Source organism: Stappia sp. ICDLI1TA098, from assembly GCF_054880955.1.
This window is the reverse complement of the sequence record NZ_JBTZBT010000004.1, coordinates 156,903-177,794: the sequence shown is the minus strand read 5'-3', so window position 1 is coordinate 177,794 and position 20,892 is coordinate 156,903. Positions and strand designations below refer to the sequence as shown.

The following is a 20,892-nucleotide window of genomic DNA, read 5'->3' as shown; positions in this document are numbered from 1 at the left end:
CGCTGACATGGCCGGCTCGCGGATGAGACGTCGCGAGACGCGCACCGACTACTGGCCGGGCTTCGTCGATGCCATGGCCTCGCTCCTGCTTGTCATCATCTTCCTGCTGTCGGTCTTCGTCATCGCCCAGTTCTTCCTCAGCCAGGAACTCTCGGGCCGCGACACGGTACTGAACCGGCTCAACGCGCAGATCAGCGAGCTGACCGAACTGCTTGCGCTCGAACGCGCCTCGGGCCGCGACCTGCAGGACACGATCGCAACCATGTCGGCCAATCTCGGGGCCGCGCAATCCGAGCGCGACCGGCTTCAGGGGCTGCTCGACAGCTCCTCAAGCGAGGCCGACCGCGCCGGCGGCGCGGCGGCGACGCTGGAAAGTCAGCTCGACGCGGAAAAGCGCGTGTCGCAGCGCGCCCTGTCGCAGGTGGAGCTGCTCAACCAGCAGATCTCTGCGCTGCGCCGGCAAATCGCGGCGCTGGAGGATGCACTCGAGGCATCCGAGACCCGCGACCGGGAGAGCCAGACCAAGATTGCGGATCTCGGCCGCCGGCTGAACGTGGCCCTGGCCCAGCGCGTGCAGGAACTCTCCCGCTACCGTTCGGATTTCTTTGGCCGGCTGCGCGAGATCCTCTCCCAGCGCTCCGACATTCGCGTCGTCGGCGACCGGTTCGTCTTCCAGTCAGAGGTGCTGTTCTCTTCCGGCGCCGACACGATCAACCCGGAGGGAGAGGAAGAGCTGAAGAAGCTCGCCGACGCGATCAAGGAACTCGCCGTCCAGATCCCACCCGAAATCAACTGGGTGCTGCGGGTCGACGGACACACCGATTCGCGCCCGCTTTCCGGCACCGGGCGCTTTCGCAACAACTGGGAACTGTCCGCCGCCCGCGCCATCTCCGTCGTCCGTTACCTGATCGACCAGGGAGTTGATCCGAAACGTTTGGTCGCCGCCGGTTTCGGCGAGTATCAGCCGCTCGAGGATGGCGACAGCGACGAGGCATTCGCCCGCAACCGGCGCATCGAGCTGAAGCTCACCGAGCGCTGAAGCAAGCGCCAGGCGGCGAACAGCCCGGCACGACAAAAAAGGCCGCCCGGATCACCGGGCGGCCTTTTTGCGTTCGCGGATGGAAGAAGAGCGCGTTCAGCGCTCCTCCTCTTCCTCGTTCTCCTCGTCTGCCCGTCCCTTGAGGGAGTTGAGCTTGGCGAAGACGGCATCGGCGTCGATCTCTTCCTCTTCCGGCCGGGACGGCGCCGGACGGGCGAAGGCGGCAGCCATCGCATCCTCGGACGTGGTCTCGTCGGCGGGAAGCAGTGTCTCGGCGCCGGGATCGCCCTCGGGGCGCGGCGGCAGGTTCTTCGACGCCTTCTCGACTTCCATGTCCAGCTCGATCTGGCTGCACAGGCCAAGCGTCACCGGATCGCTGGGCGTCAGATTGTTGGAGTTCCAGTGCGTACGCTCGCGAATGGCGAGGATCGTCGGCTTGGTGGTGCCGACGAGACGCATGATCTGGGCGTCCTTGATCTCCGGATGGTTGCGCACCAGCCAGAGAATGGCGTTCGGGCGATCCTGGCGGCGTGACACCGGCGTATAGCGCGGTCCCTTGCGCTTGACCTCGGGAACGCGGGTGCGGCTTTCCTGCAGCTTCAGGCGATGCCCCGTATCGGCCTGCGCCTTCTCGATCTCGTCGCGGCTGAGCTGGCCGGACATCACCGGATCGAGGCCCTTGATGCCCTGCGCCGCCTCGCCATCGGCAATCGCCTTGACCTCGAGGGGGTGCAGTTTGCAGAAATCGGCAATCTGGACGAAACTGAGGGACGTGTTATCCACGAGCCACACGGCCGTCGCCTTGGGCATCAAGGGTGTGGTCGCCATGTGTAAAAGCCTCCTGTTCGCTCCACCGGGGTCCCGACAAGCGCAGGACACGGCAAAGACTAAAACTCTTCTCTAGCATAAGAGGGGAACTTCAGGCTTATACGCTTTCCGCTTCCCGAAATCAAACACGGATCACGCTCAGGAAGGCACCCTGAGCACGATCTTTCCGATGTGGCCGGAGCTTTCCATACGTCGGTGCGCGCCCGCCGCATCGGCCAGGTCGAAGGTCGAATCCATCACCGGGCCAAGCTTGCCCGAAGCGATCAGCGGCCAGACCTTCTCCCTCAACTGGCTGGCGATCGCCGCCTTGAACGCTGCATCGCGCGCGCGCAGCGTCGAGCCCGTGTGGATCAGCCGCTTGACCATCAGTTTGGAGAAGTTCACCTCCTGCGAAGTGCCGTTGAGCGTCGCGATCTGGCAGATCCGCCCCTCGACGGCGGCCACCGCCCAGTTGCGCTCGACATAATCGCCACCGACCATGTCGAGGATCACGTGAACACCCTCCTTCGAGGTGATCGTCTGGATCTCCTCGACGAAATCCTGCGCGTTGTAGTTGATCACATGATCGGCACCGAGGTTGCGCGCGGCCTCCGCCTTCTCCGGCGAGCCGACCGTGGTGAAGACCTCCGCGCCGAAGGCCTTGGCGAGTTGGATCGCCGTCGTGCCGATACCCGACGTGCCACCGTGGACAAGGAAGCGCTCGCCAGCCTTCAGGCCGACCCGGTCGAACACGTTGCTCCACACGGTGAAGAAGGTTTCCGGGAGTGCGGCGGCCTGTTCCATCGACAATCCGTCGGGAACCGGCAGAACGCTGCCGGCCGGTGCGCACACATATTCCGCATAACCGCCGCCCGGCACCAGCGCGCAGACCTTCGCGCCGAGCGCAAGATGCGCCGCCTCGCCGAGACCGGGGCCGCGCCCGACGATCTCGCCAGCGACCTCAAGGCCCGGAATATCGGTGACCCCGGGAGGGGGCGGATAGAGCCCCTTGCGCTGGATCACGTCGGGTCGATTGACGCCGGCACAGGCAATCCGGATCAGGACCTCGCCTTCGCCAGGGGCGGGCACCGGCCGCGTCTCGGCGGCGAGAACATCCGGTCCGCCGGGCGACTTGTAGCCGATCGCGGTCATCATCGAGGGGTGAGAAGCCATGAACAGTCCTCCGGAATCGTTTCACGGCCCCCGCTCCGGCGGGCGGCCGCCTGTTCGCATGCCCCCGGTTTACGCAAGTCCGCACGGCCTGACAATTGACGTCTGCCATCGAAGGCCTGCATCCTTGCCCCTCCCCTGATGTCCGGGAGCGGGAGGAACAGATGTTCGAGGACAACGAGGCGATGAAGGCAGCGGCCAGTGTCGCGAGGCTGGGCGAGGACCTGGCGCGCCTGTCCGTATCGGAACTCGAGGCGCGGATCGAAGCGCTCGGGCAGGAGATCGCGCGCGTCGAACGCGAACTCGACGCGCGCGGCGGCGTGCGTGCGGCCGCAGACGCCCTGTTCCGGAAATAGACGGAAGGCGAACTCTTCAGACAGGCTTCGAGCCCCGTATCTACCCCTACGTAAAAGTTACTGCAATATATACACTTTTAACCATTTACTATTTATTAAGCTTTCCAATTCATAACAGTGGATATCCAGTCATCTGGATTTCGAGTGGCTCCTGTCCACTCTGTTTGACGCCTCCCTGTTAATGACTTCGAGCCGCGGCCTCCGCGGCTCTTTTTTTGCGTCGCCCGACAGTGTATCCCTTGGGGACGTGCCCAGGCTCCTTCCGTCCGGCCCTGGCACGATGCTTGCGATAGTGGTGCAAGACCCGCGCAATCGGTTCAAAACGGCACAAACAGACTGCCGACCCGTTTCGAGACGTCCCGAAAGGGGCGCGACGAACGGGACAAAGAGAACCGGCGCGGATGGGAAGGTGTTAACAGGAGACGCAGGCACATGACGGACCGGCACGCATCGCAGGCAGGCGGAACCATCGATTTCGCCGAGCGATTGGCAAATTCGGAGACTTTCTCCGCGCTCTTTCGCGACGGCATGGGCCTCGTCGAGGAAACGGCCTCTTATCTGGATGGCGACGGCCGTGCGGAATCCAAGTCCCTGCCGCGCGCGGCGTCGCTTGCCTATGCGACCGAATCCATGCGGCTGACCACCCGACTCATGCAGATGGCCTCCTGGCTTCTGCTGCAGCGCGCTGTCAACGAGGGCGAGATGTCGACCGAACAGGCCGGCAGCGAGAAGAACAAGGTGCGGCTGGACGGCGTGTCGCCGAGCCGCGACGGCAGCGGATGGGAAGAGCTTCCCGAAATGCTGAAGTCGCTGATCGAGCGCTCCGTGCGCCTGCAGGAGCGCATCGTCCATCTCGACAGGATGATCCAGGACAGCCGCCGCAAGGAAGCGGCCGCGGCCTCGCGCAATCCTGTCGCAGCCCAGCTTCACGCCCTCAACGCCGCCTTCGGCACTGTCGGCCACTAGCATCCGGCAGCCCCGCCCCGGCGACCGGGACGAGGCAGACGCCTGGCTCGACCACAAAGCCCAATTCGATGCGATGCCGTCCGTTCTCCAACGGGCGGCATTTTTCGTTACCGCCTCGCGTTCGGCTACCGTCCCGGCCGCACAGGCAGGCGCAAAAGAAAACCCCCGGCCGATGACCGGGGGTTTTCGTGTTCCATGCTGTGCCCGCGGCGTGCGGGCTGGCTGCCGCCGGCTCAGTTGCCGAGGAAGCCCGCGTACTTGCTCTTGAAGCGCGAGACGCGGCCGCCGCGGTCCATGAGCTGACGGTCACCGCCGGTCCAGGCCGGATGGGTGCGCGGATCGATGTCGAGCTGAAGCGACTCGCCCTCTGCACCGTAGGTGGAGCGGGTGACGAACTCGCTGCCGTCGGTCATGACCACCTTGATGGTGTGGTAGTCGGGATGAATGTCATTCTTCATCTTGTCGTCCCCGTGGCTACGGCGGACACCGGCCTGGGGAGGCGCGGCGCTTTCGTGTTGCTGACTGCCGTCTGCGGTGCCGTCATGCTCCGGACCCTCGCAATAGCGAAAGTGCGCATCCCGGATGGCGGTGGCGCAAACGATGGAAGACCGCGTGCCGCAGCGGGCACACGATCCGAAACCTTGCGCGCGAGCCTATAGCCCATCCGCCGCGCCAAGACAAGGGCCGCCGCGCATCCTGCGACAGCTTGCCGGGCGGAATGCGCGTCCTGCACCCCGCAGGACACGCATCGGTTTCTCCCCCGGCGGCCTTGCGCCGATTTGTCCTTCATGCCCCGGTTGGCCTTGGGCTGTCCAGCCGATATGGTCGCCCGACCACACTGCATTTGCAAACCGTGGCGCTTCGCCCGGTGAAGCGACCAGACAAGGAAGAGAACCACCCGCGTGTCCCGATACGGCTCCCCCTCCTCGCCCGACCGCCCCGGAAGGCGGGACCTGCGCCCGCTGGCGACCTTTCTGCCCTATCTGCGCAAGTACAAGGGGCGCGTCGCGCTCGCGCTGTTCGCACTGGTCGGCGCCTCCGCCACGACGCTGGTGCTGCCGATCGCGATCCGCAGGATGATCGACTTCGGCTTCGGCGCTGACGATCCCTCGCTGGTCAACAACTACTTCACGGTGCTCATCGCCGTTGCCGCGACGCTCGCCTCGTTCTCGGCGCTGCGCTATTATCTGGTCACCACGCTTGGCGAGCGCATCGTCGCGGACGTCCGCTCGGACGTCTTCTCGCATGTGGTCTTTCTCTCGCCCGGATATTTCGACAGCGCCAAGTCCGGCGAAATCATCTCCCGACTGACCGCAGACGCGACCCAGGTAAAATCCGCCGTCGGCGCCAGCGCCTCCATTGCCATGCGCAATCTGGTGATGTTCCTCGGCGCCGTGGCGATGATGGTGATTTCCAGTCCGCGCCTGTCTCTCTTCGTGCTCGCCGCGATCCCGGTGATCGTGCTGCCGCTGATCGCCTTCGGTCGCTCGGTGCGCCGCCGCTCGCGCCATGCCCAGGACACGCTCGCCGACGCCTCCGCCTATGCCACGGAGACCATCGGTGCGGTGCGCACGGTGCAGGCCTTCACCAACGAGCGCCACGCGGGCGAGCGTTTCGCCGGCTCCGTCGAGGAGGCCTTCGGAGCGGCGCGCAGCGCCATCCTGTCACGCGCCATCCTGACGGCCTTCGCCATCTTCGTCATCGCCTCCAGCGTCGTCACCGTGCTGTGGGTCGGCGCGAGCGACGTCTTCGCCGGACGCATCTCGGCCGGAGAGCTTGGCCAGTTCCTGCTCTACTCGATCTTCGCCGCCGGCGCGCTCGGCGAGCTCAGCCAGGTGTGGGGCGAAATTTCGCTGGCGGCCGGCGCGGCCGAACGCCTGTCGGAGCTGCTGCGGATCCGCCCCGAGATTTCCGCCCCGCCAAAGCCGGCGGAACTTCCCGAGCGCGCCCGCGGCGAAATCGCCTTCGAGGGTGTACGCTTCGACTATGGACGCGGTGCTTCCCTGCCGGTGCTCAACGGCATCGACCTTACCGTCGCCCCCGGGGAGACGGTCGCCGTCGTCGGTCCATCGGGCGCAGGCAAATCGACCCTCTTCCACCTGCTGATGCGCTTTTACGATCCGACCGACGGCAGCATTCGCCTCGACGGCCTCGACCTAAAGGCGCTGGATCCGCTTGCCCTGCGCCGGCAGATCGCGCTGGTGCCGCAGGACACGACGATCTTCGGCACGACGATTGCCGACAACATCGCTTTCGGCCGACCGGGCGCCGACCGCCAGGACATCGAGGCGGCTGCGCGGCTTGCCTCTGCCGACGGTTTCATCCAGGCGATGGAACACGGCTACGACACGCTCGTCGGTGAACGCGGCGTGACGCTTTCCGGCGGCCAGCGCCAGCGCATCGCCATTGCCCGCGCCATCCTCAAGGATGCGCCGGTGCTGCTCCTCGACGAGGCGACTAGCGCCCTTGACGCGGAGAACGAGACGCTGGTGCAGGAAGCCCTGGAGCGCCTGATGCGCGGCCGCACGACGCTGGTCATCGCCCACCGCCTTGCCACGGTGCTCAAGTCGGACCGCATCGTGGTGATGGACGCAGGGCGCATCGTCGAGACCGGGCGCCATGCGGAGCTCGTCGCCGCCGGCGGCCTCTACGCCAAACTCGCCAAGCTCCAGTTCGAGACGGGCGCGCAAGCGTTCGACCGGGCTCGCGACGACGCAGCGGCCGAATAGCACCACACCCTCGCCCCGCGCGATGGCTCATCGGAAATGCAAAAAGGCCGGGCGATTGCCCGGCCTTTGTTCTGCTCAAAACAACAAACAGTTCGCCAGGCTCAGTCGTCGTCGGCGACCGGAACCGTGTAGTTGAGCGGCAGCCGGCCGCCATCGGCATAGATCGTCTGGCCGGTGACATAGCTCGCATCATCCGAGGCAAGGAAGGCGGCGACGCCGGCGATCTCGGAAGGGTTGCCCACCCGGCCGAGTGGCGTGCGCGACAGCACCCGGTGGCGCGCGGCCTTGTCCGAGTTCACCGAAGCGAGCATCTCGGTCATGATCGAGCCCGGCCCGATGGCGTTGACCCGAATGCCGTGAGGCGCAAGCGACAGAGCGGAAACCTTGGTGAGCTGGTTCAGCCCGCCCTTGGAGACCGAATAGGGCACCTGGTTGGCGATGGCGAAGACCGCGTTCACCGACGACATGTTGATGATCGAGCCGGGCTTGCCGCCTGCCTTCACCCTATCGACCATATGGCGGCCGACAGCCTGGGTGCACAGGAACGCGCCCTTGAGGTTGACGCCGAGCACCCGGTCGAAATCGGCCTCGTCCAACTCCAGCAGTTCGCCACCGGCGACGATGCCGGCATTGTTCACGAGGATGTCGATATCCCCGAACGTGTCGAGCGTCGCGGCGACCAGATTGCGCACATCGAGCTTCTCGGCGACGTTGCAGTGGACGTAATGCGCCTCACCTTGCGCCTTCAGCTCGGCCAGGGCCTCCTCGCCGCGCTGATCGTCGACATCCGCGATGACGACCTTCGCGCCATCGGCGACAAAGCGCCGTGCGATGGCAAGCCCGATACCGCCGGCAGCGCCGGTCACGATGGCTACCTTGTTTTCCAGGGACACTGGGATCCTCATGCGTCTTTAACAAAGGGATCTGGCCCGGCGCGCGGGTGACGCGCACCGGATCATTGCGGCGACCATAGGCCGAGCGGACCGCCCTGTCGATGGGGCCCGCCGCAGCGTTTCAGCCCCCCACGACGATGCCCCGGTCGCGCAGCGCCTCCTCGATCTCCTCCAGAATGGCCGGATCGTCGATGGTCGCCGGCATCCGGACCTCGGTCCCGTCGGCGATCTGGCGCATGGTCGCGCGCAGGATCTTGCCGGAGCGGGTCTTGGGCAGCCGTTCGACGGTGAGCGCCAGCTTGAAGGCGGCGACCGGACCGATGCGCTCGCGCACCAGACGCACGAGTTCGACCTCGATCTCTCCGTGCGAACGCTCGACGCCAGCCTTCAGCACTACGAAACCGCACGGCGCCTGCCCCTTCAGCGCGTCGGCGATGCCGACGACGGCACACTCGGCAACATCGGGATGGCTCGCCAGAACCTCTTCCATCGCCCCGGTGGACAGGCGGTGGCCGGCGACATTGATGATGTCGTCGGTGCGCGACATGATGAAGAGATAGCCATCCTCGTCCATGACCCCGGCGTCGGCCGTCTTGTAGAAGCCGGGGAACTCGGCGAGATAGCTGTCGTGGAAGCGCTGCGGCGCATGCCACAGCGTCGGCAGGCAGCCCGGCGGCAACGGCAGCTTGACGACCACGTTGCCAAGCGCGCCGGCCGGCAGCGGATGGCCGGCGTCGTCCAGGATGTGCACGTCGTATCCCGGCATCGGCACTGTCGGAGATCCGTATTTGACCGGCAGCATCCCGAGCCCGACCGGATTGCCGGCAATGGCCCAGCCCGTTTCCGTCTGCCACCAGTGATCGACGACCGGCACACCGAGCTTTTCCTCCGCCCAGACGATGGTGTCCGGATCGGCGCGCTCCCCGGCGAGAAACAGCGTGCGGAACAAGGAAAGATCATAGTCACCGATCAGCCTGCCGGACGGGTCTTCCTTCTTGATCGCCCGGAAGGCCGTTGGCGCGGTGAAGAGCGCCACGACATTGTGCTCGCTGACCACCCGCCAGAAGACGCCGGCGTCCGGCGTGCCCACCGGCTTGCCCTCGAAGACGACCGTGGTCGCCCCTTGAAGCAGCGGCGCATAGAGAATGTAGGAATGCCCGACGACCCAGCCGACATCCGAGGCGGTCCAGAACACCTCTCCCGGCTCGACGCCATAGAGGTTCGTCATCGACCACTTGAGCGCGACCATATGGCCGCCGTTGTCGCGCACGACGCCCTTCGGCTGACCGGTGGTGCCGGACGTGTAGAGGATATAGAGCGGGTCGGTCGCCTTCACCGGAACGCAGGCGACCTCGCGCCCCTGCGCGAGCGCAGCCTCCATCAGCGTCCCCATGTCGCGGTCGCGGGCCTCGGCCAGTTCAGCCTGGGCCTCCGCGCGCTGGAACACAAAGCAGCCCTCGGGCTTGTGCGCGGCGAGCCGGATCGCTTCGTCGAGAAGCGGCTTGTAGGCGACGATCCGGCCAGGCTCGATGCCGCAGGAGGCGGCGACGATGGCCTTCGGCCTGGCGTCGTCGATGCGGGTGGCCAACTCGTTGGCGGCAAAACCGCCGAACACCACGGAATGAACCGCGCCCAGCCGCGCGCAGGCGAGCATCGTCATCAACGCCTCCGGGATCATCGGCATGTAGACAATGACCCGGTCACCCTTCTCGACGCCGTGATCGGCAAGCACCGAGGCGATCGCATTCACCCGGTCAAGCGTCTCCTGATAGCTGTAAACCGCTTTTCGGCCGGTGATCGGGCTGTCGTAGATGATCGCCGGCTGACCCGGGCGACCCCGCTCCACATGCCGGTCGAGGCAATTGTAGCAGGTGTTGCACTCCGCCCCGGCGAACCACTGGCCGTAGCTGCCAAGCTCGGGATCGAAGACCTTGTCCCAGGGCTTGAACCAGTCGATCTCGGCGGCGGCTCCGGCCCAGAAGCCCTCCGGATCGCGCTGCCATGCCTGATAGATCTCGTGATAGCGGCTGGCCATCGTCGTCATCCTCCCTGCCGGATTGTCGCCGGCGCTTCGTCTCCCGGCTGGCCCGCGAACCGGCCCGCCCTCGTGTCGTCCGATATCCCGCCACCCGCCCACAGGCGGGCGCCCCTCCGGCAGCCGACGGTTCCTGTTGTGCCAAGAGGAGCCTCGCAAAGGCAAGCCTTGCCCGCTCAGACGTTCGGCGATAGGGAGATTTGCTTAGCAACGACAGCCGGGCTTAGGATGGCGCCGGCAAATCGCCCTCCTCCCAGCGGCACGCCGCCCATCCGGACACAGCCTTCGTGCACCCGATCTCAGATCCGACATTCTACATGACCGCCATTCCGGCGGTCCTGCTCGTGGGGCTCGCCAAGGGCGGGTTCGGCGGACCGCTGTCCCTGCTCGGCGTACCGCTGATGAGCCTCTTCATTCCTCCAGTGCAGGCGGCCGGCATCATGCTGCCGATCCTCGTCGTCATGGACTGGTCTGGGCTCATTGCCTATTGGCGCAACTTCGACAAGGAGAGCCTCAGGATCCTGCTGCCGGGCGCCCTGATCGGCATCACGGTCGGCTATTTCACGGCCGCCGTGGTCAGCGACGCGCATGTGCGCCTGCTCGTCGGCATCGTCGCCGTGCTGTTCGCGCTCAATGCCTTCGTCGGTCGCGCGCGCGCGACCGAGCCGCGCCCGCATCGCCCGTGGGTCGGGCGCTTCTGGGGCATGGTGTCGGGCTTCACCAGCTTCGTCAGCCACACCGGTGGCCCGCCCTACCAGATCTACATGCTGCCGTTACGGCTGGACCCGGTGCGCCTGGCCGGCACCTCCGTCGTGTTCTTCACCACCATGAATGCGATCAAGCTCATTCCCTATGCCGCGCTCGGCCAGTTCGACGCGGAGAACCTCGCCACCTCGGCCGTGCTGCTGCCGCTTGCCCCGCTCGCGACGCTGGCCGGCGTCTGGCTGGTGAAGCGGGTGAACGCCGCCCTGTTTTACCGGATCACCTATGCGGCGGTCGGCATCATCGGCTGCAAGCTGCTGTGGGACGGGATCGTCGGCATCCTCGCCTGACGGTGCAAACCACACCAGCCAATGGTACCGGTTGAAAGTGCGGTGCTTTTGCGGCTTTGTTGACCTGCAAGGAAAAGACGAAGCCGGGGCGACAGGACACCGGCAGCGAGGGACACCACATGGCCGCAACCGGCAATCCGTACACGCGCGATCTCGACAAATGCCTGGCGAATCACACGCCGCTTTCGCCTCTCAGCTTCCTGGCGCGCGCCGCAGACATCTTTCCCCAGCAGGTCGCCATCGTCCACGGACGCCAGCGCCGCACCTACGCTGAGTTCTACGAGCGCGCGCGCAAGCTCGCCTCGGCCCTGGCCCGCCAGGGCATCGGCAAGAACGACACGGTGACGGCCATGCTCTCCAACACCCCTCCGATGCTCGAGGCGCACTATGGCGTGCCGATGACCGGGGCGGTGCTGCATTCGCTCAACACGCGCCTCGATGCGGCGGTCATCGCCTTCCAGCTCGACCATGCCGAGACGAAGCTCATCATCACCGACCGGGAATTCGCGCCGGTCATGAAGGAAGCCCTGGCGCTTGCCACGGTGAAGCCGGTCGTCATCGACTATGACGACCTGGAATTCCCGCAAACGGGAGAGAAACTCGGCAGCCGCGACTACGAGGAGTTCGTCGCCTCGGGTGACGCGGACTTCGCCTGGTCGCTGCCCGAGGACGAGTGGGACGCGATCTCGCTCAACTACACCTCCGGCACCACCGGCAACCCGAAGGGCGTCGTCTACCATCATCGCGGCGCCTACCTGCTGGCCCAGGCGAACATCCTTACCGCCGCGATGGGGCGCCACCCGGTGTACCTGTGGACGCTGCCGATGTTCCACTGCAACGGCTGGTGCTTCCCCTGGTCGATCTCGGTTGTGGCGGGCACCCATGTCTGCCTGCGCTGGGTTCGTCCGAAACCGATCTGGGACCTGATCGCGGAGGAAGGCGTCACCCATCTGTGCGGCGCGCCCGTTGTCATGTCGACGCTGCTCAACGCGCCCGAGTCCGACAAACGCGACCTCGAGGGCCGGGCGGTGGACTTTTTCACCGCTGCCGCCCCGCCTCCTGAATCCGTGCTCGCCGCGATGCGCGAGGCGGGCTTCAACGTCACGCATCTCTACGGCCTCACCGAGGTCTACGGCCCGGCCGTCGTCAACGAATGGAAGGGCGAATGGAACCAGCGCCCCGCGGCCGAGCAGGCCGCGCTGAAGGCCCGCCAGGGTGTGCGCTACGTGGCCCTCGAAGGCCTGAGCGTGCGCGATCCGCTGACGATGGAGCCGGTGCCCGCCGACGGCGAGACGCTCGGCGAGGTCATGTTCCGCGGCAACGTGGTGATGAAGGGCTATCTGAAGAACCCGGACGCGACGGCGGAGGCCTTCGCCGGCGGCTGGTTCCACTCCGGCGACCTCGGCGTGTTGCACGAGGACGGCTACATCCAGCTCAAGGACCGCTCCAAGGACATCATCATTTCCGGCGGCGAGAACATTTCCTCCATCGAGGTGGAGGAAGCGCTGTTCAGGCACCCGGACGTGCTCGGGGCCGCCGTTGTCGCCAAACCCGACGAGAAGTGGGGCGAGACGCCTTGCGCCTTCGTCGAGCTTCTGCAGGATGCCAGCGTGAGCGCGGAGGAACTCATCGCCTTCTGCCGCACGCATCTGGCCAGCTACAAGGTGCCCCGCACCGTTGTCTTCACCGAACTGCCGAAGACCTCCACCGGCAAGATCCAGAAGTTCGTGCTGCGCGAAATGGCCCGCTCCGTCTGACCCGGAAAGTCACCGTCCCACAAAGACAAAAGCCGCGGCTATGCCGCGGCTTCTGGTCTTCTGGGCCTTCATCGGGGGGAAGAAGGCCAACTGTCGTCAAGGCGTGACTTCAGTGAATTGTCGCGGAGGAGTTGATCCTCGCGATCTCGTCCTTGAGCTGTAGTTTACGACGCTTGAGCGAGGCTATCTCGAGTGAATCCGAACTCGGGTGGCGCATCGCTTCCTCAAGCTTGCGCTCGAGGTCGGAGTGACGCTTCTGCAGTTCGACGAGATGCGACTGAAGGGACATTTATTCCTCCTTGTCTTCGCGTTGACGACAGGAGTGTGACACAGGAAAACGAGGCTGTCGAACGGTTCAGGTCGCCGTCCGAAGGCTGCGTTAGCCAATTCTTTCCGTAGAGGCAAAAACGCGAGACATCGCGTGCGGCGCGGCATTCCCCTACCTTTCGCGCCGTCCTCGCGCTATCCTCCAACTCAGGACGGGCCGTGGCGCGACATCATGGCGCAGAGAACTCTCCGGCATTGCCGCGCCTGCGGCAGGATGTGGTGCCCGGTGACCCGTCATGGCATATTTGGCGCACGGCGTATGGAGTGGCGGCATGGATGCGACGATGAGCAGCGAGCTCGATGACAAGGTGGTGCGTATCGAGCTGGCGAAGCTCAGACAGGAGCACCGGGATCTCGATATGGCGATCGACGCCATGACACAGACCGGCCGCTCTGACGCATTGCAACTTCAGCGGCTGAAGAAGAAGAAGCTCTGCATCAAGGATCGCATCACGACCCTTGAGGACAGGCTCCTGCCCGACATCATCGCCTGAAAACGTCATCCCCGGCTTTCAGAGCGCACACGGGGTACCCGCCGCGCATCGCGGCCGCGCTTCGCCCTTGCGTGCGGGCGCGTGCTGCCTATAGTGCGGAGCCTTCCTGAGGGCCCGAGGGGCCACGACATCCAAGGGGTGGGCATGACAGACAAGACGCCGCAGGTCGCCATCATCATGGGGAGCCAGTCCGACTGGCCGACGATGAAGCATGCGGCCGAGACGCTCGACGCGCTCGGCGTTTCCCACGACGCCCGCATCGTCTCCGCCCACCGCACCCCTGAGCGACTGTTCGACTTTGCCCGCACGGCACGGGACGCCGGGTTCAAGGTGGTGATCGCCGGCGCTGGCGGCGCCGCGCACCTGCCGGGCATGGCCGCCTCGATGACCCCGCTTCCGGTCTTCGGCGTGCCGATCGAATCCCGCGCCCTCAAGGGACAGGACAGCCTCCTCTCCATCGTCCAGATGCCAGCCGGCATTCCAGTCGGCACTCTGGCCATCGGCCGCGCGGGCGCGGTCAATGCGGCCTTGCTGGCGGCATCCGTCCTTGCCCTCACCGACGCCGGCCTCGCCGCGCGGCTCGACGACTGGCGCGCCCGCCAGCGCGATGCCGTCGCCGAACGACCCGTCGACGAAGACTGACCGGAACCCACGATGAGCGATTCTCTCGACACCCGCCGGCTCGTGCCCGGCGACACGATCGGTATTCTAGGCGGCGGCCAGCTCGGTCGCATGCTGGCGCTTGCCGCCGCTCCGCTCGGTCTGAAGACGCATGTCTATTGCCCTGACCCGGAAAGCCCGGCCTTCGACGTGGCCACGACCTATACGATCGCCGGCTACGACGACACCGCGGCGCTGGAGCTCTTCGCGTCATCGGTCGATGTGGTGACCTACGAATTCGAGAACGTGCCCGGCCCCACCGCGGCCCATCTGGCTGCACGGGTGGCCGTGCGCCCGGGCCCCCGCCCGCTTGCCGTCTCGCAGGACCGGCTTCACGAAAAGACCTTCTTGCGCGAGGCCGGCATCCCGGTCGCCGGTTTCATTGCCATCGACGAGGCCGCCGCGGTGGCTCCCGCGCTCGAAAGGCTTGGTGGCAAGGGCATCCTCAAGACACGGCGCATGGGCTACGACGGCAAGGGCCAGACCCTGCTGCGCACCCCCCAGGACGCCGTCGGCGCGTTCGAGCGGATCGGCCGGGCACCTGCGATCCTGGAGGCCTTCGTCCCGTTCGAGCGCGAGGTATCGGTGATCGCGGCCCGTGGCATGGACGGCACCCTGCGCGCCTATGACGTGGCGGAGAACATTCACCGCGACCATATTCTCAAGACCTCGACCGTGCCGGCGCAGATCGATGGTGGGCTTGCCGCCGAGGCGCGCGGGCTTGCCGAGGCGGTCTGCGACAAGCTCGACTACGTTGGCGTCATCGGCGTCGAGCTCTTCGTGCTCCCGCAGGGAAGCGCCCACCGCATCCTCGTCAACGAGATCGCCCCGCGCGTGCACAACTCCGGTCACTGGACTGAGGCCGCATGCCATGTCTCGCAGTTCGAACAGCACATGCGCGCCGTTGCCGGGCTGCCGCTCGGCAGTGCCGAACGGCATTCGGACGTCGTGATGGAAAACCTGATCGGCGACGAGGTCGACGGCTGGGCCGGAATCCTGGCCGAGCCGGATGCCTGCCTGCACCTCTACGGCAAGGCCGAGACCCGCCCGGGCCGCAAGATGGGCCACGTCAACTGGCTGCGCCCGCTGCGCGCCTGACGGCAACCGCACCCTGAACACAAAAAAGGCCGGCGATGATGCGCCGGCCTTTTTCATGTCGCGGCACGCCCGCCGCTAGATGAGACCGTAGCGTTCGCGCTGCGCGAAACGCCAGATCGAAACGACGGCGACAAGGGCCAGCCCGCTCGCAAGACCGGCCCAGATGCCAAGTCCGCCGAAATCGAGCGTGAAGCCCAGCACATAGGCAAGCGTGAAACCGACGCCCCAATACCCGATGACGGCGATCACCATCGGAACCTTGGTGTCGGAAAGCCCGCGCAAGATGTTGCCGGCAACCACCTGCGCTCCGTCGAAGATCTGGAACAGCGCGGCCATGAACACGAAGCTGATGCCGATCGTCAGCACCTGCATGGCGTCGGGATTTCTCAGATCGAGGAACAACCGCACGAAGGGTTCCGGCATGACCCACAGCATGATGGCGCAAACGCCCATGAACGCACCCGAAACGGCAAGCGCCGTCCAGCCTGCCCGCCCGACAGCGCCCAGGTCGCGCCGTCCCGCGGCAAGCCCGATGCGGATCATCGCCGCCTGGCCAAGGCCGAGCGGAACCATGAAGGTGATCGAGGCAAGCTGCAGGGCAATGCCATGGGCGGCAAGCTGGATCGTTCCGATCCACCCCATCATCACCGATGAAGCGGAAAAGAGCGCAACTTCCATCAGCAGCGTCACGGCGATGGGCCAGCCGAGCCGGACGATCTCGGCCAGCTTCGGCCAGTCCGAGCGCCAGATGCGGCCGAAAATGGCATAGCGGCGAAGCTGGCGGTCACGCGCCGACCAGACGACAAGCAGCAGGAAGGTCACCGTAGCCGTTCCAACGGAGGCGATGCCCGCACCGATGAGTTCCAGGCGCGGCATGCCGAAATGGCCGAAGATCAGGCAATAATCGAAGATCGCATTGGCGATCGCGCCGGCGATAGTCGCCCAGAGCACCACCTGCGCCTTCTCCATCACCGAGATGAAACTGCGCAGCGCCATGGTCATCAACGAGGGCATAAAGCCGAAGAGCATCACCTGCATATATTGGCCCGACAGCGCGGCAACGTCCGGCGCCTGACCCAACGCCAGCAGCAGGTCCTCCGTGAACCAGAGAAGCACCATCACCGGCAGCGAGTAGATCGCCACGAACCAGAAGCCCATGCGCACGGCACGGCGCAGATCGCGCGGCCGCTTCTGGCCCCGGGCCCGCGCCGCGAGCGGAATGACCGCCTGCAGCACGCCAATACCAAAGAGCCAGACCACGATGTAGAGATTGAACGCGAGCACAGCGGCGGCAAGCTCGGTCGCCCCGAGCCAGCCGATCATCAGGACGTCGGTGGTGTTGACGGCAATCTGCGCGACCTGCGCCCCGGCCATGGGCAAGCCGAGCGACAGCGTCGGGCGAAGCTCGCAGCGCCAGTACTCAGACCAGTTCCGCGGACTGCCGCCCGGTTCCGGCTGGCCGGGCGAGCCGCCGCCAAAGGTGGATTGCGACGGTGCATCCGCCATGTCATCAACTCCGAGAAATGGCCGTCGCGAAGCGCAAACTCGCGCGCCGCCGGCCGCCCGGACCCGACTGCGATCCGTTGGTGTCTGGTATCCCCGCCAACCGCATATGTCCACCCGCGAGGCTGGCGGGTGGAAGGGCGCGTTCCCCGCGCTTTGCCCGCCCCCTGCTGGCGACAATGAAGCCCGCAAGCGCGCGAAAAGCGGCAATTTCGCCACTCATGGCGGTGGACAAGCCGGAACTCCTCTGCTAACTAACCCACCTGATTAGCGACGTGAAAGCGGCGCCGCCGGCATCATGTGCAACGGCTGCCCCTTACGGATGGTGGTCTGTTTCGACTTCGTCCGGTTTCGCTTCCGAATCACACTGAACGAGATCCAGCGCCGGATGCCTTGCAGCATCTCGTGCAAACTTGATGGGAAAGAAACGCGTGCAGGTTCTGGTCCGCGACAACAATGTCGATCAAGCGCTCAAGGCGCTGAAGAAGAAAATGCAGCGCGAAGGCATCTTTCGCGAGATGAAGCTTCGCGGCCACTACGAGAAGCCTTCCGAAAAGAAGGCTCGCGAAAAGGCCGAGGCCGTGCGCCGCGCTCGCAAGCTGGCGCGCAAGCGCGCCCAGCGCGAAGGTCTGCTGCCGAGCAAGGCTCCCCGCCGCTAATCGCCTTTCTGCGCTGCCTGCACGGGCGGCGCGGTGATGCGGGGGTTGCCTCAAGCGTTTCCAGGACAACGTGCGACCACGCCATGTCCGTTCTCAGGGACGGAACTTGGCAGTGTTTGCGCAGCGGGCTACCTCGGTGGCACGTGTTCTCGCGAACGTGGCCAGGGCTGCGGCGGAATACGTCACAGGCCTACCGGTCAGTCGGTGCCGATATCCCGTCTCGCGTGCCGACGCGAGCCATACGGGCGGCTCGCCGCAACATGATACGTTTCAGACGGGCCAATCCGCTACGCGGTTGGTCCGTTTGCGTTTGTGGCGTTACAACGGCGCGCCCTGCGTACTGTCGGGTTTCGGCCCGAATCGGTCATTATGTGTGTTCAGGATGGGTGGCAGCGACGAACGGCTTTCGCCCGGCATGTGATGACGGCAAACGGGCAAGGCACGGCTGATCTTCGTGCGACAGGAGCCAAGGGGCAGGAGCGGCAATGCGGAAAGCGACAGCGCGGGCTGATTTTTTCATCGAGGCGGATGCCCGGCGCACCGATTTCCGGAGCGCCGACAGACCTCGCCCTACGATGCTCGCGGCGCTCCTGGCGGGCGGGCTGGCGCTTGCCGGCTGCCAGTCCTCGAATTTTTCCAACGGCGTCCAGATCGACCAGTCGGCCGGCTCGACCGCCAACATCGATTCCCTCAACGCTGTCATTGAATCGAATCCGCGCGACGCCAGCGCCTACAACACCCGGGGCATCGCCTACGGACGCGCCGGCCGCTACGACCAGGCCATCGCCGACTTCAACACCGCGCTGAAGCTTGAGCCAAACTCCTACCAGTCCTATGCGAACCGGGCTCTCGTCTACCGGCGCATGGGCAATCTGCAGGCGGCCGTCAACGATTACAGCGCGGCCCTGCGCATCAAGCCGGACTATGACGCCGCGCTCGTCGGGCGGGGCAATGCCTATCGTTCGCTCGGGCGCAACGATCTGGCGCTGGCCGACTTCAATGCCGCGATCGCGCTTGATTCGAGCAATGCCCGCGCCTTCCACAACAGGGGCCTGATCTATCAGGCCCAGGGCAACCACACCCGCGCCGTCGAAGACTTCGCGACCGCCATCGGTCTCGATCCGAACGCGGCCGAGCCTTACATCGCCCGTGGCCTGTCGTATCTGGCGCTGAACGATCCCAAGGCAGCGCTCTCGGATCTCTCCGATGCCGTCAACCGCGACCCGCGTTCCGCCGTCGCATGGGCGAACCGTGGCTTCGCGCTCGAGACCACCGGCCAGACCAAGGATGCGCGCCGCTCCTATTCCCGTGCGCTCGGCATCGACCCGTCAAACACGATTGCCAAGGAAGGCCTCGGCCGCATCGACCGCGGAACCTCCGCGGCACTGCCCGCCCGCTGAGGAGAACGGGCGAACGCTCCGCGCGGCGCCCCGCAATCTCCTCGCCGAGGCCGCTGATCCAGGCCTGCCGCGATCCGCGAGATCGAAACGAAAAACGCCCGCTGTCCGGATCGGACCGCGGGCGTTTTTCGTTGTCACACGAGACCGGGAAGACGGTCTTTTACTGGAAGGACACCACCGGCAACATCACCACCGCCGGCCCCTCGAAGCGATCCGAGCGGGGAGAGCCGGAGCTATGGGCCGCCGAGAAACGATTGGCGTAGACCCGACCGCCCGGCGCGAGCAGCAGCTCGAGACGACGCTGGTTCGGATGACGCAACTGCGCGAAGGTCAAGGTGCGCGTGTTCACTGTTCCCGAGATCAGGTCGGGAAGCGAGCGATCCGGCAACGAAGCGAAGCGGGCCAACGGATCGCGAATGATCGGGTCCGGCAGCCGGCCGGCCAGCGAGGCAGCATCGGCCTTGCCACGGGTCTCGCGCCGCTGAGGTACACCGACAGGCGCGGACGGAAGCGCCGAGGCGGACGCCATGCTCGAGGACGGCGCGAAGGCCAGCGTCGCGCCACCGAGGTCGGTCTGCGGCTTGCGCTGCGGCGCGGTGCCGCCAGTGACGGCGGCGATTGCCGAGGCGGCGTCGGCCGGAGCAGGACGCGGAACGGCGCTGCGCGCGGCTTGCTGAGGAACCGGGCCCTGCCGCAGTTCAGCCGGCTTTGCAATCGGCGCCACAGAGGCCACAACGAGAGGACGTTCAGCGGCGGTCGCCGGTGCATCGACGGGCGGAAGGCCGCTGGCGAGACGCTGGGCCTGCGCCTCAAGCGTCCCCGGTGTAACGGAGCCGGCACGGGCAGCAGCGACCACGGCGGCAAAGCCCGCCGGCTTCAGGCGCGGCAGCACCTGGGCGATGACGACCGGATCGGGTTCCGCCGTCGCCGGCGCCTCGACCTCGGCCACCTTCACGCCCGGAGGCGCGTCGGCGGGTGCGGGAGCGGGAACCGGTGCGGCTTCGGGAGCTGCGGCAATACGGCTGCGGATCGGGGCCGGCGGCGTCGGGGCGCTCGTCGCGCTCTGATCGCCCTCGTCCTCGTCGCCGCCAAACAGACGCGCGATCAGGCCCGGGCCCTGGTTGCCGGACAGGCCGGCGCGACGGGCAGCGCCGCCACGCTCGAGGTCGCCGGAGCTACGCACGGACGCGCTCGGCGCGGCACTTGCCACCATCGTACGCGTTGAGCTCTTTGAGCCGGGCTTGTGACGCGCCAGCGCTTCCGCATAGCGCGGCATCTTCTTGCCGTCGGTGGGAATGTGAATGGTGTCGCCGCGCGGGAAGACACGGGCAAGCTGGGTCCGGGTCATCCGCGGCCAGTGCCGCACCGAGCCGGTGTCCATGTGCACGAAAGGCGAACGCGACGTGGGATAGAAACCAACACCGCCGATTTCCTTGCGCAGGCCCGTGGCGCGCAGCTTGGCGAGGTTCACGCCGGGAATGAAGAAATCCATCGCCTTGCCGCGCATATGCTGGCTTTTCTTGGCGACGCCACGGGAGCGACCGCGCAGCATGTTGTTCGTGGCGGGAGAACGGTAGCCCGACACGACATGGATCGGCTCCGAGCCGCCGGCGTCGCGATAGACTTCCCAGATCAGGTCGAACAGCGCCGGGTCCATCTTGGTGACCTCGTTGCGGCGCCAGTCGCGCAGAAAGCGGTTGAGCTCGCGCAGTCCCTCGGAGACATAGCGCCCGTTCTTCTTGAACGTGATCGAAACCCGCTCATGCGTGTGGGTGTTGTAGAGCTTCAGCGTCCGCGTCTCCGCCGCGGCTGTCGAAGCCGTGAACGGAAGCGCGATCAGGCACGCGGCCGCGATCATCATCGCAGACGCCCAGACGCGAAGACCCCGCAGGGAGAACCATGCCTCGAGCAATGTCAGTCTCGCATATTTCATCGGCGGTGCCGCCG

General features: G+C 66.0%; 19 protein-coding genes. 11 read left to right on the top strand and 8 right to left on the bottom strand.

The window, feature by feature from the left end; translation table 11 throughout:
- Positions 1–7 precede the first annotated feature (7 nt).
- The gene (locus tag ACSLUQ_RS18380; protein ID WP_417772998.1) at positions 8–1,039 is read left to right on the top strand and encodes a peptidoglycan -binding protein; all 1,032 of its coding nucleotides are present in this window, start codon (positions 8–10) and stop codon (positions 1,037–1,039) included.
- Between the two features lie 96 nt (positions 1,040–1,135).
- Here ACSLUQ_RS18380 and ACSLUQ_RS18375 read toward each other — a convergent pair whose 3' ends face one another.
- Complete coding sequence (locus ACSLUQ_RS18375; protein WP_417772997.1) at positions 1,136–1,867, bottom strand: DUF1013 domain-containing protein; 732 nt, start codon at positions 1,865–1,867, stop codon at positions 1,136–1,138.
- Between the two features lie 138 nt (positions 1,868–2,005).
- A complete protein-coding gene (locus ACSLUQ_RS18370; protein ID WP_461809338.1) occupies positions 2,006–3,019 on the bottom strand; it encodes an NAD(P)H-quinone oxidoreductase in 1,014 nt (337 codons plus the stop codon).
- Between the two features lie 161 nt (positions 3,020–3,180).
- Here ACSLUQ_RS18370 and ACSLUQ_RS18365 point away from each other — a divergent pair, with 161 nt between their 5' ends.
- A complete protein-coding gene (locus ACSLUQ_RS18365) occupies positions 3,181–3,372 on the top strand; it encodes a DUF1192 family protein (RefSeq protein WP_461809337.1) in 192 nt (63 codons plus the stop codon).
- A 432-nt stretch (positions 3,373–3,804) separates the two neighbouring features.
- Positions 3,805–4,338, top strand: a complete 534-nt coding sequence (gene rcdA, locus ACSLUQ_RS18360) for a protease adaptor protein RcdA (protein ID WP_417772994.1) — start codon at positions 3,805–3,807, stop codon at positions 4,336–4,338.
- Positions 4,339–4,571: 233 nt separating this feature from the next.
- On the opposite strand, the gene rpmE is transcribed toward rcdA, so the two are convergent.
- The gene (gene rpmE, locus ACSLUQ_RS18355) at positions 4,572–4,796 is read right to left on the bottom strand and encodes a 50S ribosomal protein L31 (RefSeq protein ID WP_417772993.1); all 225 of its coding nucleotides are present in this window, start codon (positions 4,794–4,796) and stop codon (positions 4,572–4,574) included.
- A 444-nt stretch (positions 4,797–5,240) separates the two neighbouring features.
- Between rpmE and ACSLUQ_RS18350 the strand changes: the two genes are divergently transcribed.
- Entirely contained in the window at positions 5,241–7,067 is a 1,827-nt protein-coding gene (locus tag ACSLUQ_RS18350) for an ABC transporter transmembrane domain-containing protein (RefSeq protein ID WP_461809336.1), read from the top strand.
- A gap of 101 nt (positions 7,068–7,168) precedes the next feature.
- Here the strand turns inward: ACSLUQ_RS18350 and ACSLUQ_RS18345 are convergent, their stop codons facing one another.
- Positions 7,169–7,960, bottom strand: a complete 792-nt coding sequence (locus tag ACSLUQ_RS18345; protein ID WP_417772991.1) for an SDR family NAD(P)-dependent oxidoreductase — start codon at positions 7,958–7,960, stop codon at positions 7,169–7,171.
- Positions 7,961–8,081: 121 nt separating this feature from the next.
- Entirely contained in the window at positions 8,082–9,995 is a 1,914-nt protein-coding gene (locus ACSLUQ_RS18340; RefSeq protein ID WP_461809335.1) for a propionyl-CoA synthetase, read from the bottom strand.
- Positions 9,996–10,282: 287 nt separating this feature from the next.
- Between ACSLUQ_RS18340 and ACSLUQ_RS18335 the strand changes: the two genes are divergently transcribed.
- A complete protein-coding gene (locus ACSLUQ_RS18335) occupies positions 10,283–11,047 on the top strand; it encodes a sulfite exporter TauE/SafE family protein (RefSeq protein WP_461809334.1) in 765 nt (254 codons plus the stop codon).
- A 119-nt stretch (positions 11,048–11,166) separates the two neighbouring features.
- Positions 11,167–12,804, top strand: coding sequence for an acyl-CoA synthetase (locus ACSLUQ_RS18330; protein WP_461809333.1), 1,638 nt, complete (start codon positions 11,167–11,169; stop codon positions 12,802–12,804).
- 109 nt (positions 12,805–12,913) lie between these two features.
- On the opposite strand, the gene ACSLUQ_RS18325 is transcribed toward ACSLUQ_RS18330, so the two are convergent.
- The gene (locus tag ACSLUQ_RS18325; RefSeq protein ID WP_417772987.1) at positions 12,914–13,093 is read right to left on the bottom strand and encodes a YdcH family protein; all 180 of its coding nucleotides are present in this window, start codon (positions 13,091–13,093) and stop codon (positions 12,914–12,916) included.
- 322 nt (positions 13,094–13,415) lie between these two features.
- Here ACSLUQ_RS18325 and ACSLUQ_RS18320 point away from each other — a divergent pair, with 322 nt between their 5' ends.
- The 3 genes from ACSLUQ_RS18320 to ACSLUQ_RS18310 all read left to right on the top strand — a co-directional run bounded on the left by ACSLUQ_RS18320 (position 13,416) and on the right by ACSLUQ_RS18310 (position 15,383).
- A complete protein-coding gene (locus ACSLUQ_RS18320) occupies positions 13,416–13,625 on the top strand; it encodes a YdcH family protein (RefSeq protein WP_417772986.1) in 210 nt (69 codons plus the stop codon).
- A 144-nt stretch (positions 13,626–13,769) separates the two neighbouring features.
- On the top strand, positions 13,770–14,267 hold the full coding sequence (purE, locus tag ACSLUQ_RS18315; protein WP_417772985.1) for a 5-(carboxyamino)imidazole ribonucleotide mutase: 498 nt from the start codon (positions 13,770–13,772) through the stop codon (positions 14,265–14,267).
- Between the two features lie 12 nt (positions 14,268–14,279).
- On the top strand, positions 14,280–15,383 hold the full coding sequence (locus ACSLUQ_RS18310; protein WP_461809332.1) for a 5-(carboxyamino)imidazole ribonucleotide synthase: 1,104 nt from the start codon (positions 14,280–14,282) through the stop codon (positions 15,381–15,383).
- A gap of 75 nt (positions 15,384–15,458) precedes the next feature.
- Here ACSLUQ_RS18310 and ACSLUQ_RS18305 read toward each other — a convergent pair whose 3' ends face one another.
- A complete protein-coding gene (locus ACSLUQ_RS18305; RefSeq protein WP_417772983.1) occupies positions 15,459–16,889 on the bottom strand; it encodes an MATE family efflux transporter in 1,431 nt (476 codons plus the stop codon).
- A 428-nt stretch (positions 16,890–17,317) separates the two neighbouring features.
- Here ACSLUQ_RS18305 and rpsU point away from each other — a divergent pair, with 428 nt between their 5' ends.
- Together rpsU and ACSLUQ_RS18295 are read left to right on the top strand one after the other, a co-directional pair.
- On the top strand, positions 17,318–17,545 hold the full coding sequence (rpsU, locus tag ACSLUQ_RS18300) for a 30S ribosomal protein S21 (protein ID WP_029059436.1): 228 nt from the start codon (positions 17,318–17,320) through the stop codon (positions 17,543–17,545).
- Between the two features lie 575 nt (positions 17,546–18,120).
- Complete coding sequence (locus tag ACSLUQ_RS18295) at positions 18,121–18,945, top strand: tetratricopeptide repeat protein (protein ID WP_417772982.1); 825 nt, start codon at positions 18,121–18,123, stop codon at positions 18,943–18,945.
- Positions 18,946–19,105: 160 nt separating this feature from the next.
- Here the strand turns inward: ACSLUQ_RS18295 and ACSLUQ_RS18290 are convergent, their stop codons facing one another.
- Complete coding sequence (locus ACSLUQ_RS18290; RefSeq protein ID WP_461809331.1) at positions 19,106–20,878, bottom strand: DUF882 domain-containing protein; 1,773 nt, start codon at positions 20,876–20,878, stop codon at positions 19,106–19,108.
- Positions 20,879–20,892: the final 14 nt, after the last annotated feature.